Raw genomic sequence first — 13607 nt, 5'->3', positions numbered from 1 at the left:
GCGCCTGCGTCACAGTGGCGCACAACGCGCCCGGGCCCTTGCGGCAAGCCTGCGCGGAACGCGCTTCAGGCTGCGTGGAAAGAGGCCGCGCGCGACGCGTTTTGCGGGGGCGGGGTGGCAAGGGGCGCGTAATGTAACCGAACTCGTTTGCTGTGTCACAAACGAAAAATACCGTTGCTTTCGTGGGGTTTTTTGCGTGTCCGGGTTTCCGGAATGACGGTCGGCGGAACCGGGAAACGTGTGGATAACTGCGCGGGATCGGGAGGGGTTTTCGGGGAATATTGTGTCGTGTCGCGGCAGCGCGCCGCGACACGATCGCGTGACGTCACGTCACTTTACTTCGCGGCACCGTTCCGGCAGAACTGGTCGTACGCTTGCGCCGAATTCGCGAAGCCCTTCTGCTTCGCCAGTTCCCACGGGCGCTCGCATTGTTGCGTTGCTTCGCACCACGAATAGCCGGCCGAGCCGATGCAGCCGTGCGCGTCGCGATCGCCGCCGACCATCGGCGGTGCGGGCGGCGCCGACGCTTGAGCCGGCGGCGCGGATGGTGCCGCACAGGCGCTCAATGCGAACGCGCAGGCCAGCGTGGCGGCCAGCGACAGGGAAGGGGTGAAGCGCATCATAGGTGGTGCTCCATGGGATGAGTATTCGGAGAATCGGCGGACGGCCCGTGCGTTCGCCGCATCGTTCAGCCGCCCGGCACCGGCACGCGCGACGAGAACTTCACTTCGCGCAACGCGAGGCTCGACTGGATCGACGAAACCCCGCCCTGCTTGCGCAGCACGCGCTCGACGAATTCGGCATACGCGTCGAGATCGGCCGCGACGACCTGCAGGATGTAGTCGGCCGCGCCGGTGATCTTGTGGCACGACAGCACCTCGTCGTGTTGCCGGATCACGTCCTCGAAGTGATCGGAATCCTGGTCGGAATGCATGTTGAACGTCACCTGCACGAACGCGAACACGTTCATGCCGAGCGCGCGCCGGTCGAGATTCGCCTGGTAGCCGGTGATCACGCCTTCGTCCTCGAGCCGCTTGCGGCGGCGCCAGCAGGGCGTGACGCTCAGCGACAGCTTCTCGCCGAGCGTCGCGTTCGACAGCGCGCCGTCGTCCTGCAGCAGGCGCAGCATGGCGCGGTCGACGCCATCCAGTTCGGCCGAAGCGCGAATTTTGCTCATTTCCGGGATTCCGTAGGCGGTTTTCTCAAAATTGTACGAAAGGTGCGCGTCAAAAGCAAAGCTATTGCCGGTCGCCGTCAATAAACTGTTGCCACCCTCACCGCAACAGATAACCATGCTCACGGTCTACAGCAGCGATCACCAATTGCATCGCGGCGTCGAACTGAAAGACGGCGCGATCACCGATTCGTTCGAAAACCCCCTTCGCGCCGAAACGGTGCTCGCGCAGGTGCGCGCCGCCGGCCTGGGCGACGTGATCGCGCCGAAACCGTTCGATCGCGCGCACTACGCGGCCGCGCACAGCGCGCGCTACGTCGATTTCCTCGCCGGCGCGTGGGACGAGTGGACCGCGACGGGCCGAACCTGCCAGGCGCTGCCGCTCGTGTGGCCGGTGCGCGCGATGCCGGCCGCCGCGACGCCGCCCGCGTTCATCGACGGCAAGCTCGGCTTCTACGCGATGGACGCCGGCGCGCCGATCAACGCGGGCACGTGGGATGCCGTGAGCGCGAGTGCGAACTCGGCGCTCACCGGCGCCGACCTGCTGTCGAGCGGCGCGGCGCGCGCGGCGTTCGCGCTGTGCCGCCCGCCCGGCCATCACGCGGGCCGCGAGTACATGGGCGGCTATTGCTACCTGAACAACGCGGCGATCGCCGCGCAGCACTGCATCGCGCAGGGCGCCGCGCGCGTCGCGGTGCTCGACGTCGATTTCCACCACGGCAACGGCACGCAGGACATCTTCTACGATCGCGCGGACGTGCTGTTCGCGTCGATCCACGGCGAACCGGCGGTGTCGTACCCGTACTTCTCCGGCTATGCGCAAGAGCGCGGCACCGGCGCGGGCGAAGGGTTCAACCTGAACCTGCCGCTGCCGAAGGGCACGCTGTGGGACACCTACTCGGCGGCGCTCGACCACGCGGCCGCGGCGATCGCCGCGCATGCGCCCGACGCGCTCGTCGTGTCGCTCGGCGTCGACACCTTCGAGCACGATCCGATCAGCCATTTCCGGCTGCGCTCGCCCGACTACCTGCGCATCGGCGCGGCGCTCGCGCGCCTGAACCTGCCGACGCTGTTCGTGATGGAAGGCGGCTACATGGTCGACGAGATCGGCATCAATGCGGTCAACGTGCTGCTGGGATTCGAAGGGCGCGCGTAACGCGCGGCGCCGACCGTTTAAACGGCGGCCCACCGGCCGCCGCAACCGTGGAGCAAGGGCATGACGCGATACCTGGATGTGACGAGCGTGTCGACGCTCGTGGCCGAAGTCGGGATGACGCAGATCCTGACGACGATGGCCTCGTATATCGAGCAGGACTACCGGCGCTGGGAGACGTTCGAGAAGACCGCACGCCTCGCCAGCCATTCGACCGATGGCGTGATCGAACTGATGCCGACCTCGGACGCGCGGCTGTACGCGTTCAAGTACGTGAACGGCCATCCGAAGAACACCCGGGCCGACCTGCTGACGGTGATGGCGTTCGGCGTGCTGGCCGACGTCGATACCGGCTATCCGCTGCTGTTGAGCGAGATGACGCTGACGACGGCGATCCGCACGGCCGCGACCTCCGCGCTGGTTGCGCGCTTTCTCGCGCGCGCCGATGCGCGTTCGATGGCGCTGATCGGCAACGGCGCGCAGAGCGAATTCCAGGCGATCGCGTTCCACGAGATGCTCGGCATCGACGAACTGCGCGTGTTCGACATCGATCCGGCCGCGACCGACAAGCTGATCCGCAACCTCGCGCCGTTCGCGGGGCTGCGCGTGATCCGCTGCGCATCGGCGGCGGATGCCGTGCGCGGCGCGGACATCGTGACGACGGTCACCGCGGACAAGACCAACGCGACGATCCTGACGCCGGACATGATCGAGGACGGGATGCACGTGAACGCCGTGGGCGGCGATTGCCCGGGCAAGACCGAGCTGCATGCGGACGTGCTGCGGCGTGCGCGCGTCGTCGTCGAATACGAGCCGCAGACGCGCATCGAAGGCGATATCCAGCAGATGCCGGCGGATTTTCCGGTGATCGAGTTCGCGCGGATCGTGTCGGGTGCCGAACCGGGCCGTGAATCGGATGCACAGGTGACGGTGTTCGATTCGGTCGGCTTCGCGCTCGAGGATTTCTCGGCGCTGCGCTACCTGAACGCGGCGGCGCGCGAGCGCGACATCGGGATCGAGCTCGACCTGATTCCCGTGCCGCGCGATCCGAAGGACCTGTACGGCGTCGCCGTGCGCGGCGAGACCGGCAACGTGCCGGCCGCGGCGGGCCATGCGGTGCAGGCCGCGCTGCGCCATTGACCGAAACCGATTCGTCATCCGAACCACAACACGTCCCGCGTTGAACGGGACCCACGAGACTGACCAGGAGACAGACATGCTTCGACATCCCATGACGACACTCGCCGCGGCGGCGGCGCTTACGTGCGCGCTGCCCGCGCACGCGGACGAGATCGTGCGCATCGGCCACGTCGCGCCGCTGACCGGCGCGATCGCGCATCTCGGCAAGGACAGCGAGAACGGCGCGCGGCTTGCGGTCGAGGAAATCAATGCGAAGGGGCTCGTGATCGGCGGCAAGAAGGTCACGCTGCAGCTCGACGCGCAGGACGACGCGGGAGACCCGCGCACCGCGACGCAGGTCGCGCAGCGGCTCGTCGACGACAAGGTCGTCGGTGTCGTAGGCCATCACAACTCGGGCACGTCGATTCCGGCGTCGCGCGTGTATCGCGACGGCGGCGTCGTGCAGATCTCGCAGGCCGCGACCAACCCGACGTACACGCAGCAGGGCTTCAAGACGACCTATCGCGTCGTCGCGACCGACGCGCAGCAGGGGCCGGCGCTCGCGATGTATGCGGCGAAGAACATGGGCATCAAGACGGTGGCCGTGGTCGACGATTCGACCGCGTACGGGCAGGGCCTCGCGACCGAGTTCGAGAAGGCCGCGAAGGCAGCCGGCATGAAGGTCGTGTCGCGTGACGCGACCAACGACAAGGCGATCGACTTCCGCGCGATCCTCACGAAGATCAAGGGCGCGAACCCGGACGCGATCATGTACGGCGGGATGGACGCGACGGGCGGCCCGCTCGCGAAGCAGGCGCGCCAGCTCGGCATGCGCGCGAAGATCCTCGCCGGCGACGGTGTGTGCTCGACCGACCTGCCGAAGCTCGCGGGCCCGGCGTCCGACAACGTCGTGTGCTCCGAAGCCGGCATCGCGCTCGAGAAGATGCCGGGTGGTGCGGCGTTCGCGAAGCGCTACGAAACGCGTTACCACCAGCCGATGCAGGTGTATGCGCCGTTCTCGTACGACGCGGTGTACGTCATCGTCGACGCGATGAAGCGCGCGAACTCGACGGACCCGGCGAAGGTGCTGGCCGCGATGCCGGCCACCGACTATCGCGGCGTGATCGGCGAAACGAGCTTCACGCCGCAGGGCGACCTGAAGCACGGCGCGATCTCGGTGTTCACGTACAAGAGCGGGAAGAAGGCGCTGCTGGATATCGTCAAGATGTGACGCAGCGGTGGCGTTGCGTTGACGTCGCGCTTGATGTCGCGAAGGCCGCGAAGCGGAACAGGCTTCGCGGCCTTCGCTGTTTACAGCGCGCGTGCTCGCGTGCTGTCGGCTCGGCGCTCCGCATCGTGCACGATATGCAGCTCGCGCGTGCGGATCGGCAGCGCGCAGTTCGCATCGGCGAGGGTCTGGCGCACCTGGCGCGCGAGGCGCCAGCGCATCGCCCAGAACGTGTCGGTGTGCGTCCATACGCGCATGTTCGCCACCACCGTGCTGTCGTCGAAGCGCATCACCATCACGTCCGGCGCCGGTTCCTGCAGCACGTCGGGATCGGCGATGGCCAACGCACGCAGCGCATCGAGCGCGCGATCGATATCGTCGTGCACCGACACTTCCACTTCGAGATCGAGGCGGCGCGTCGGATTGCGCGTGTAGTTGCGGATCGAGCTGCCCCACAGCGCGCTGTTCGGTACGTATTCGCAGATGCCGTCCGGCTTCGTCAGCCGCGTCATGAAGAGCCCGACTTCGTCGACGGTGCCCGCGACACCCGTGCCGCCGTCGATAAAGTCGCCGACCTTGAACGGCCGCAGCAGCAGGAGCATGATGCCGGCCGCGATGTTCTGCATCGTGCCCTGCAGCGCGAGCCCGATCGCGAGGCCGGCCGCGCCCAGCACCGCGACGATGCTCGCGGTCTCGATGCCGAGCTGCGACAGCGCGCCGACGATCGCGACGATCCGGATGCCCCACACGGCGACGTCGCAGAGGATCGGCCGCAGCGTGTCGTCGACGCGCTCCTTGTTCGCCAGCAGCCGGTTCAGCCAGTTGCCGAGGCGTTTCGACAGCCACCAGCCGGCGACGAGCAGCGCGAGGCCGGCGCACAGCTTGATTGAGAGGGTGGACAGCGCGTTCCACAGGAACGTCCAGCGTTCCGGATGAAGTTGATCGAGAAACATGCGGGATTCCGGTTGGGTGACAGGTTGCGCGATACGCGAGGGTCCCGCCGCGTTCGGGCAGGCACGGGTTCGCGCGCAGGCAGCCTTCGACTGCAAACGCCATGCGATGGTTCGCGCGAATGCATGCATGGGGTCCGAGCGGCATGCTGTCGGACGGCGCGATCGGGATTTCGTTCGTGTACTAAGCGAAGGTTCCTGAAAATAAGATTTGTCCTATTTAGCCGTTTCAGGGACGCCGATACACTCGCTTTCAGGTTGCCGGTTCGCGATGCCAGTTCCTCCGCGATATCCGGTTTCTTCCCGATTTTTCATTGATAGCGAGTGACGACGTCATGCGGTTCGACCAGCGTTTCCGTCTCGCACGCGAACAAGGTCAACCCGCCCGGCGCGGCGCCTCGTGTTTCCCGATTCGTCGTGTGCTGTTGCGCGGCGTCATCGCGACGGCCTGCGCGGCCGGCGTTCACGGTGCGGCCGCGCAGGCCGCTCACGACGCCGCGCCCCTCGCGCCGGTGACGGCGGAAACGACCGACCTTGTCGACGTGCCCTTTTACAGTTCCGCGCGGACGGCGTGGGGCGGCTTGCGCGCATCGGCGGCAGCGCCGCTCGATATCGCGTATCCATTGCATGCGTCGAACATGTCGACGGGCACCGGTCGCGATGATCCGGTCGCTCGCTTCGGCGCATGCGTTGCCTACCGCGTGCTGTGCGATGCGGCGCGTGATGCGGTCGAACGCGGCTACGCGTCGCGGTTCGACTACGGGCTGGCGTCGGCGTTGCCCTCGATGGTCACGCAGCCGGCGTTCGAACGGGGCGCAGTCGATCTGGCATCGGCCGAACCGTTCACGCTGGCCGAGCCGGATCGCGGCACGCGCGCCGGCACGATCGCCGGCAGCCTGCACACGTCGCTGGCACGTGCCGAGCTGCCGGCCGGCGTCGCCGCGCAAATCGTCCGCATGCTCGCAGGACGCATCGATCCGAAGCTGCGCGGCGGGATCGGCGACACCTTCCGCGTCGCATTTGAACCGGACGGCAGCGCGACGCGGCCAGGCCGCGTGCGCGTGACGGCGCTCGACATCCGCTTTCGCGGGCAGCACGTGACGGGCGTGTGGTTTGCGCCGCAAGCGGGCTCGCGGGGCGCTTACTACGACCTCGACGGCATGCCGCTCGCCGGCGCCCGGTTTGCGATGCCGGTCGCCGCGAAGCGGATCAGCTCGCCGTTCGGCACGCGCGTGCATCCGGTGAGCGGCGCGCGTCACGTGCATTCGGGCGTCGATCTTGCGGCGCCGGCAGGCCGTGCGGTTCATGCATCGGAGCGCGGCGTCGTGACGTTCATCGGCACCGAGCCGCGTGGCTACGGGAAGTACGTGGTGATTCGCCATGACGGCGGCTATGCGTCGTACTACGCGCACCTGTCGGCATTCGAGCCGACGCTGCGAACCGGCACGCGGGTCGCGCGCGGCCAGCGAGTCGGCGCGGTTGGCAGCACGGGCACGGCCACGGGGCCGCATCTGCACTTCGAGGTACGGCGGCATGACCGTCTCGTCGACCCGGTCGAACTCGTGCAGGCCGCCAAAGCGGCGACGCTGAAGGGCGAACGGCGGGTCGCGTTCAACCGCGTGGCCCTCGACGCGCGCACGCGCCTGGCGTCGGCTGCGTGGTCGACGCCGGTCGCGATGTCGGCTCCGGCAGCATCGCCCGCCGGCTGACGGCTGACCAGATGCCGGCCACGGCGGCCGGCATCGTTGCAGGCGCGCATCAACGCGCCCGCCGGCCGCTTCGGTGGCCGGATATCGTGCGCAGCAGCATGGCAGAATGACCGGCAGCCAACGCACGATTAATTGATCGTCGAATGACGTCAAATTTTCCGGCTTGCCCGATTCGCATTCTTCAACGCTTTTGAGTCTTTCATAAAAACCGGCAAATTCAACCGGTTTCCGCCCCGCATTCCCGCCACGCCTGTCACACAAGATTTGCCGCGACGCAACAGCGCGGCGATTCCCGTTATTTCCGAATGCGAAATTAATCCCGCGCTGATTTCCAATATCACGCGCTCGGATCTTGCGATTATTTCAAGGCAGGTGATATAACCCGGTTCACGCACCGATTTGCAGCAATAACGTCACCAATAAAGGCGAGCCGAAAAATGAAAAGAAAGGCGCGGAACCTGGGTTTGGGTGGGATGGCGATCCTGACCGGTGCGATACCGGTGGGGGCTTATGCGGCATGTTCGGCCGCCGTGCCGGGCAGCGGCACGACGGTCACGTGTTCCGGCGCCAATGTGCCGTCGGTCGTGGCCGCGGCCGGCAGTACCAACGTGACGATCAACCTCGATTCGACCGTGACGGGCAGCTATGTGCTGGCGTCCACGCCGACGCCGTTTTCCGTCGACACGTCGAGCGCGATTACCAACAACGGCAACCTGTCGATGTCCGGCAACGGCACGGGCGTCGCGAACCGCGGCGCGGTGCTGCTCGGCGTGAACAACGGCAATACGCTCACCAATGCCGCAACCGGCGTGATTTCGACGACGGGCCAGTACAACGACGGGATGGCGGCGAACGGCAACAACAACACGCTCGTCAACAACGGCACGATCACGACCACCGGCAACAACTCGTACGGGATGACGGCCGCGTGGGGGCAAAGTAATCCCGGTGCGGCGGGCAACCAGATCGTCAATACCGGCACCGTGACGACGTCCGGCAACAACGCGCGCGCGGCGTCGCTGCTCGGCGGCAACGGCACGATCACCAACAGCGGTACGCTGACGTCGAACGGCCGCGATGCGCCGGCCGTCTACATGCAGGGCAACAACGACACGCTGGTCAACAGCGGCACGATCCAGACCACGGGCACCGCGACGAGCGGCGGCAGTGTCGACGCGGTCGTGTCGAACACGCTCGGCAGCTCGTTTACCGCGACGATCACGAACCAGGCCGGCGGCAGGATCATCAGCAACAACGGCATCGGCGTGCGCTCGACCAACGGCGCGACGACGATCACCAACGCGGGGCTGATCCAGGGCGGTGGCGGCACCGCGATCCAGGGCGGCAACGGCAACGTGACGCTGATCCTGCAGACGGGCTCGCAGATCGTCGGCACCGCGAACGGCGGCGGCGGCACCAACACCGTGACGCTGCAGGGCACGGGCACCGCGTCGAACGCGTTCACGAACTTCCAGAGCCTGACGATGGCCGGCACGAACTGGACGTGGGCCGGCACCGGCACGTTCTCGACCGCGCTCGTGCAGAGCGGCACGTTGAATCTCACCGGCACGCTCGGCACGACGACGGCGTCCGTCGTCGCGACCGTCAACGCGGGCGCGACGCTGCAGGCGAATGCGTCGAACCTGCCGCTGTCCGTCACCGACAACGGCCTCGTGCGCTTCCAGCAGGACAGTGCCGGCACGTACACGGGCACGATCGGCGGTGCGGGCGCGGTGGAGAAAACCGGCGCAGGCACGTTGACGGTCGCGCCTTCTGCCGCCGGCGGCAACACGTATTCGGGCGGCACGACGATCACGCAGGGAACGCTGTCGGTCGCGGCCGACAACGCGCTCGGCGCATCGTCAGGAAGCCTGACCTTCAACGGTGGAACGCTGCAGCTCGGCAGCGCGTTCAATCTCGCGTCGGGCCGCGCGGTGTCGATCACGTCGAACAACGGCACGATCGATACGCAGGGCTTCAACTCGACGTTGACGCAGGGCATCACGGGCGCGGGTTCGCTGACGAAGCTCGGCAGCGGCACGCTGACGTTGAACGGAACGAGCAGTTATGCGGGCGGTACGAACGTCAATGTGGGCACCGTGATCGTCGGCGACGGCACGAGCGCGTCGGCGGCGCTGGGCGGCGGCGGGCCGGTGACGGTGGCGTCGGGCGCGACGCTCGGCGGCTACGGCAGCGTCACGGGCAACGTGACGAACAACGGCACGATCTCGGTGGCGAATGCACTTGCCAGCCTCGCGAGCGGCGCGACCGGCAATTTCCAGATCAACGGCAACCTGACGAACGCGGGGCTCGTGCAGCTCGGCGGCAGTGGCGTGGGCAACACACTGACGGTCGCCGGCAACTACGTCGGCCAGAACGCGAAGATCGCATTGAACACGACACTCGCCGGCGATGGTGCGCCGTCAGACAAGCTGATCGTCAGCGGCGGTACGGCTAGCGGTTCGAGCACGCTGAAGGTGACGAACGTCGGCGGTGCGGGCGCGCAGACGACCGGCGACGGCATCCAGGTCGTGCAGGCGACCAACGGCGCGACGTCGAGCGCGGGCGCGTTCACGCTGTCGGGCGGCACGGTGAGCGCCGGCGCATATTCGTACTTCCTCGCGAAGGGCGGTGCGGCGACCGGCACCGGCGATAGCTGGTACCTGCGCAATACGGTGCCGCCGAAGCCGGAGCCGCCGGTCGTCGAACCGGGGCAACCGACACCGCCGCCCGTGACGCCGGTCACGCCGGCCGAAGGCACGCCCGAATCGATTGTCGAAGCCGTCACCGATGCAGGCACCGGCGGCAATCCGGAGCCGATCTACCGCCCCGAAGTGCCGCTCTACGCCGAAGCGCCGGCCGTCGCGCGCCAGCTCGGGCTGCTGCAGATCGACACGTTCCACGACCGGCAGGGCGAACAGGGGCTGCTGAGCGAAAACGGCCCGATGCCCGCGTCATGGGCGCGTGTGTGGGGCGGCAACAGCAACATCATGCAGAAGGGCGACGTGACGCCGTCGTTCGACGGCACGGTGTGGGGGATGCAGGTCGGCCAGGATCTGTACGCGGACACCGGCGCCAGTGGCCATCGCAATCACTACGGCTTCTTCCTCGGCTTCTCGCGCGCGGTCGGCGACGTGAACGGTTTCGCGCTGGCCCAGCCTGACCTGGGCGTCGGCTCGCTGCAGATCAACTCGTACAACCTCGGCGGCTACTGGACGCATATCGGCCCGGGCGGCTGGTACACGGACGCCGTGCTGATGGGCAGCGCGCTGACCGTACGCACGCATTCGAACGACAACGTGAACGGCTCGACGAACGGCAACGCGTTTACGGGGTCGGTCGAGGCAGGGCTGCCGATCGCGCTCGGCTACGGGCTGACGCTCGAACCGCAGGCGCAGCTCGTGTGGCAATGGCTGTCGCTCGATCGTTTCAACGACGGCGTGTCGAGCATCGCATGGAACAACGGCAATACCTTCCTCGGCCGGATCGGCGCGCGGCTGCAATATGCGTTCGATGCGAACGGCGTGAGCTGGAAGCCGTATCTGCGCGTGAACGTGCTGCGCTCGTTCGGCACCGACGACAAGACGACGTTCGGCGGTTCGACGACGATCGGCACGCAGGTCGGGCAGACGGCCGGGCAGATCGGCGCGGGGCTGGTTGCGCAGCTGACGAAGCGCGGCAGCGTGTATGCGACGGTAAGCTACCTGACGAACCTTGGCGGCGAGCATCAGCGCACGATTACCGGAAATGCGGGCGTGCGCTGGGCGTGGTGATTTCGATGGCGATGATGCGTTGATCGATCGGCCGTGGCGAGCGACGTCGCGGCCGATCGGTGCAGATCATGCACTCACGTGCTCACGCGGATTTCTCGACAGGCAACCAGATTTCAAGCACGCCGGCACCCGTAACCGGATCGTAGTCGTCGCTGTAGCGTTCGAACTCGGGCGCGTCCACCGCCTTGAACCCCGACGTCGGCAGCCAGCCGTTCCAGATGCTGTAGAAGGTCTGGTGAAGCGTCGAGATGTGCCCGCGGTGTTCGAAGACTGCATAACGTTGCGGTTCGAGTTCGACGCAGCGGAACGGCGCAGGCAACCGGTCGCGAGTCTTCACCTCCACGCCCGCGATGTACTCGAAGCTGCCGTCCGCATCCGGGTTGCAGCACACGCCGTACGTCACGTCGTCGACCTGGCCGGGAAGGGTACCGATGTATGGGATGAACGCCTGCCAGAGCGCCGGAATCCCTTCGTTGGTTTCGAACGTATACTGGTCGCTCATGCCCGCGATCAGCCGCTTTTCGGCGACTTCGAAGCGTGACGGCGTCACGGCGATGAGTTTCAGTTCTTTCATGCGTAGCGGCTCCACAAGAGACAACCCGTCGAGAGTGCGCCGTGCCCGCACGTCCTCGGGCGTGACGCCGAAGAGATCGCGGAAGGCGCGCGTGAACGCCTCATGGGAGCCATAACCGGCATCGAGCGCCACGTGCAGGATGTCCGGCGCGCCTTGCGCCAGCGCGTGCGCCGCGCGCGTCAGCCGCCTCGACCGGACATAGCGCATCACCGGCCAGCCGGTGTTCATCGAGAACAGGCGCGAGAAGCCGAAGCGCGTCATGTCGCAATTGGCGGAGATCCTGTCGAGCGTCAGTTCCCTGTCCAGTTTGGTTTCGATAAACCAGAGTGCTTGTCCTACCGGGTTCATGGTGTGCCAATGAGGGTGTCGGGCGGACTATATGGTATCGGCGGCGGGGGCATTTGATCGTTCTTGCGGCGCGGCGGGGAGTGGACCGGCGGGCGCACTGAAACAGGTCGCCACGCCGGGCGGCGTGGCGACGGCAGGCAGGATGGCGCTACTTAGCCCAGCGGCCAGTTCAGGAACACGATGCCGTCGTTGTAGTCGTCATCCGTGCCGTCCTCCGAGCCGACGATCCCGAAATACGACTTCTTGAAGATATCGACCTGTCGCGAGCCGAGCCGCGACGGCTTGCCGTTCACCGTCACGATCACGCGCACGCGGCCCTTGCCGGAGTCGAGCACCTTGGTGCCGAGGTTCTCGTCGTGCGTGCCGGCGCCCTTGAACGTGGCGGCCGGTTTCGGGTTGTCGTCGATGTAGATGTCGATCGTCTGCTCGTTCGCCGCATTCGCGAGCGCGGTGACGCCGAACTTGATGTTGGCCGGGAGATTGAACGTGCCGTCGCGTTCGCCGCCGCCACCGATGTTGCCGGCGCCCCCGGTGCCCGTGTTGCCGCTGCCGGTTTCGGCCCCCTGATTGCCGCTGCCGTGCGACGACGATTGCCCGACCGTCTCACCGATTGCGGAAAGGCTCGCGAACGAATCGATATGGATCGTGCTGCCGCGCACGCTTTTCCACTGGCCTTTCACGAACGTGACGCCGCTGTCGACGTCGATGGCGACGACGAGCGTGAACGGCGAGCGTCCGCTGGTTGCGGGGGCTTTTTCCGAGTGGGTGAAGCAGCCGTCCGCGACGATGCCCTTGTCAGTCGCAATTGCGAAATAGGCGCCGGGGTAGTTGTCGCCGGTGGCATACGGCGTCGGCACGTTGAGCGTGACGAGCAGCTTGCCGTCGCGGATCTTCTCTTTCGCGAGGTCGAGATGTAGGCCCGGAATGTCGACGTAGGCTTCGGATGTCACTACGGGCGCGCTGTTGATCGATGCCGAAAGGATGGGCATGACGGTCTCCTGAGATCGAAACGGATTTCGGTTGGCTGGCTTCGTGTGTTCGACACGCAACCGCCCGGCTGCCTTGCAGGCGGCCCGGCGGTCGTCGGTCAATTGGCGGGGCGATCGATCAGCCGATCGGCCATTGCAGCACGACGATGCCGTCGTTGTAGTCGCTGTCGTGGCCGTCTTCCGACACGACGATCCCGAAGTTGACCGTGTACGGCGAGCCGTCCGATTTCTTGCCGTTGATCGGTGCGAGGCGCGCGTCGGTAGCCGACGGCTTGCCGTTCACCGACACCTCGAAGCGGATCTTGCCGTTGCCGGAATTCAGCGTGGCTTCACGCGTGCCGTCGCGCGTCGTCAGCTTGTGATACGCGGCGGGTTCCTTGCTGTCGCCGATGAAAAGCTTGATGTGCTGTTGTTCAGCGGCATTCGCGAAGAAAATCGCACGGAAATCGGTATTCGGCGGAATCGAAAATTCGCCGGCGCGATTGGAAGACGTTTGAGAATCGGCCATGCTTTCCTCCTGATGAACAGTGGTGAGGCGTCTCGCCGCGTCGTGCAAACGGTTGCAGTTTGAAACGCGGTCTGGAAAGCAT

At 66.5% G+C, this 13607-nt stretch carries 11 protein-coding genes; 5 read left to right on the top strand and 6 right to left on the bottom strand.

All coding sequences use genetic code 11. The features are described from left to right. Window positions 1-335: 335 nt before the first annotated feature. On the bottom strand, window positions 336-623 hold the full coding sequence (locus tag HAV18_RS10905; RefSeq protein ID WP_166955439.1) for a hypothetical protein: 288 nt from the start codon (window positions 621-623) through the stop codon (window positions 336-338). Between the two features lie 65 nt (window positions 624-688). Beyond that, window positions 689-1177, bottom strand: coding sequence for an Lrp/AsnC family transcriptional regulator (locus HAV18_RS10900; RefSeq protein WP_166955438.1), 489 nt, complete (start codon window positions 1175-1177; stop codon window positions 689-691). Between the two features lie 115 nt (window positions 1178-1292). On the opposite strand from HAV18_RS10900, the gene HAV18_RS10895 reads away from it, so the two are divergent. From HAV18_RS10895 to HAV18_RS10885, 3 genes are all read left to right on the top strand, one after another. After that, window positions 1293-2330, top strand: a complete 1038-nt coding sequence (locus HAV18_RS10895) for a histone deacetylase family protein (protein ID WP_166955436.1) — start codon at window positions 1293-1295, stop codon at window positions 2328-2330. Between the two features lie 60 nt (window positions 2331-2390). Continuing rightward, window positions 2391-3467, top strand: coding sequence for an ornithine cyclodeaminase (locus tag HAV18_RS10890; RefSeq protein WP_166955435.1), 1077 nt, complete (start codon window positions 2391-2393; stop codon window positions 3465-3467). A 76-nt stretch (window positions 3468-3543) separates the two neighbouring features. Beyond that, entirely contained in the window at window positions 3544-4677 is a 1134-nt protein-coding gene (locus HAV18_RS10885; protein ID WP_166955434.1) for a branched-chain amino acid ABC transporter substrate-binding protein, read from the top strand. 80 nt (window positions 4678-4757) lie between these two features. Here the strand turns inward: HAV18_RS10885 and HAV18_RS10880 are convergent, their stop codons facing one another. Beyond that, the gene (locus tag HAV18_RS10880) at window positions 4758-5627 is read right to left on the bottom strand and encodes a mechanosensitive ion channel family protein (protein WP_166955432.1); all 870 of its coding nucleotides are present in this window, start codon (window positions 5625-5627) and stop codon (window positions 4758-4760) included. Window positions 5628-5959: 332 nt separating this feature from the next. Between HAV18_RS10880 and HAV18_RS10875 the strand changes: the two genes are divergently transcribed. Both HAV18_RS10875 and HAV18_RS10870 read left to right on the top strand, forming a co-directional pair. Then, on the top strand, window positions 5960-7333 hold the full coding sequence (locus tag HAV18_RS10875) for a M23 family metallopeptidase (RefSeq protein WP_166955430.1): 1374 nt from the start codon (window positions 5960-5962) through the stop codon (window positions 7331-7333). A 473-nt stretch (window positions 7334-7806) separates the two neighbouring features. Then, window positions 7807-11106: an autotransporter outer membrane beta-barrel domain-containing protein gene (locus HAV18_RS10870; RefSeq protein WP_166956756.1), complete on the top strand. Its 3300-nt coding sequence runs from the start codon at window positions 7807-7809 to the stop codon at window positions 11104-11106. Window positions 11107-11188: 82 nt separating this feature from the next. On the opposite strand, the gene HAV18_RS10865 is transcribed toward HAV18_RS10870, so the two are convergent. The 3 genes from HAV18_RS10865 to HAV18_RS10855 all read right to left on the bottom strand — a co-directional run bounded on the left by HAV18_RS10865 (window position 11189) and on the right by HAV18_RS10855 (window position 13525). Then, window positions 11189-12028 carry an AraC family transcriptional regulator gene (locus HAV18_RS10865; protein ID WP_166955428.1) on the bottom strand — a complete coding sequence of 280 codons (840 nt, stop codon included), beginning with the start codon at window positions 12026-12028 and terminating at the stop codon, window positions 11189-11191. 152 nt (window positions 12029-12180) lie between these two features. Next, window positions 12181-13017 (bottom strand): fucose-binding lectin II, encoded by an 837-nt coding sequence (locus tag HAV18_RS10860; RefSeq protein ID WP_166955426.1) that lies wholly within the window; start codon window positions 13015-13017, stop codon window positions 12181-12183. Window positions 13018-13135: 118 nt separating this feature from the next. Continuing rightward, window positions 13136-13525 carry a fucose-binding lectin II gene (locus HAV18_RS10855; RefSeq protein WP_043178912.1) on the bottom strand — a complete coding sequence of 130 codons (390 nt, stop codon included), beginning with the start codon at window positions 13523-13525 and terminating at the stop codon, window positions 13136-13138. Between the last annotated feature and the right edge of the window lie 82 nt (window positions 13526-13607).

The sequence above is a fragment of the Burkholderia sp. D-99 genome (assembly GCF_011605345.1).
GTDB lineage: Bacteria > Pseudomonadota > Gammaproteobacteria > Burkholderiales > Burkholderiaceae > Burkholderia.
Note: the sequence above shows the minus strand (reverse complement) of the source record. Positions and strands in the feature narration are given on the sequence as shown.

Excerpts from the sequence above, each read along its gene's own strand:
- HAV18_RS10905 (WP_166955439.1), bottom strand. The coding sequence starts at position 623 with ATGATGCGCTTCACCCCTTCCCTGTCGCTGGCCGCCACGCTGGCCTGC.
- HAV18_RS10900 (WP_166955438.1), bottom strand. The coding sequence starts at position 1,177 with ATGAGCAAAATTCGCGCTTCGGCCGAACTGGATGGCGTCGACCGCGCC.
- HAV18_RS10895 (WP_166955436.1), top strand. The coding sequence starts at position 1,293 with ATGCTCACGGTCTACAGCAGCGATCACCAATTGCATCGCGGCGTCGAA.
- HAV18_RS10890 (WP_166955435.1), top strand. The coding sequence starts at position 2,391 with ATGACGCGATACCTGGATGTGACGAGCGTGTCGACGCTCGTGGCCGAA.
- HAV18_RS10885 (WP_166955434.1), top strand. The coding sequence starts at position 3,544 with ATGCTTCGACATCCCATGACGACACTCGCCGCGGCGGCGGCGCTTACG.
- HAV18_RS10880 (WP_166955432.1), bottom strand. The coding sequence starts at position 5,627 with ATGTTTCTCGATCAACTTCATCCGGAACGCTGGACGTTCCTGTGGAAC.
- HAV18_RS10875 (WP_166955430.1), top strand. The coding sequence starts at position 5,960 with ATGCGGTTCGACCAGCGTTTCCGTCTCGCACGCGAACAAGGTCAACCC.
- HAV18_RS10870 (WP_166956756.1), top strand. The coding sequence starts at position 7,807 with ATGGCGATCCTGACCGGTGCGATACCGGTGGGGGCTTATGCGGCATGT.
- HAV18_RS10865 (WP_166955428.1), bottom strand. The coding sequence starts at position 12,028 with ATGAACCCGGTAGGACAAGCACTCTGGTTTATCGAAACCAAACTGGAC.
- HAV18_RS10860 (WP_166955426.1), bottom strand. The coding sequence starts at position 13,017 with ATGCCCATCCTTTCGGCATCGATCAACAGCGCGCCCGTAGTGACATCC.
- HAV18_RS10855 (WP_043178912.1), bottom strand. The coding sequence starts at position 13,525 with ATGGCCGATTCTCAAACGTCTTCCAATCGCGCCGGCGAATTTTCGATT.